Source organism: Neisseria sp. HMSC064E01 (genome assembly GCF_001808875.1).
GTDB classification, from domain to species: Bacteria; Pseudomonadota; Gammaproteobacteria; order Burkholderiales; family Neisseriaceae; genus Neisseria; species Neisseria sicca_A.
The window spans coordinates 15634-16022 of the sequence record NZ_KV794955.1 but is presented as its reverse complement, the minus strand read 5'-3'; the positions used below and the strand labels follow the sequence as shown (position 1 = coordinate 16022).

1 pseudogene is annotated in these 389 nt (G+C 50.1%); it reads left to right on the top strand.

Annotation, left to right across the window (positions count from 1 at the left end):
- Positions 1–389: pseudogene (locus HMPREF2572_RS15265) on the top strand (helicase); the annotation flags it as partial.

Below are 389 nucleotides of genomic sequence, written 5' to 3'. Positions count from 1 at the left end.
GTAGCAAAACGCTTTGCCCTTGCCGCCGCCGCTTTGGAGCTTGCTGCCCCTGTTACAGGTTTGGCAGCAGGCGTAGGCATGGCAGGCGTGAAACAATGCTTTGATGAATGGCTGGAAGCCAACGGAGCGGGGAAACACGAAGACCGCCGAATCATCGAGCAGACAGAGGACTTTATCGACCTATACGCGTTAGGTATGAGGTTTACGGATTGGAGCGATAAAAGCACCAATAAAGACCATGCAGGCTATCGGAAACAGGAGGGGGAGAAATTGGAATTGTGGGTAATCCGCCGTGTCTTTGCCGATGAAATCGCCCAAAGTTTCGATGAATTAAAAGTTTGCCGTGTGTTGTTAGACGGGGGATTGCTGAAATACAACCACAAAAACAA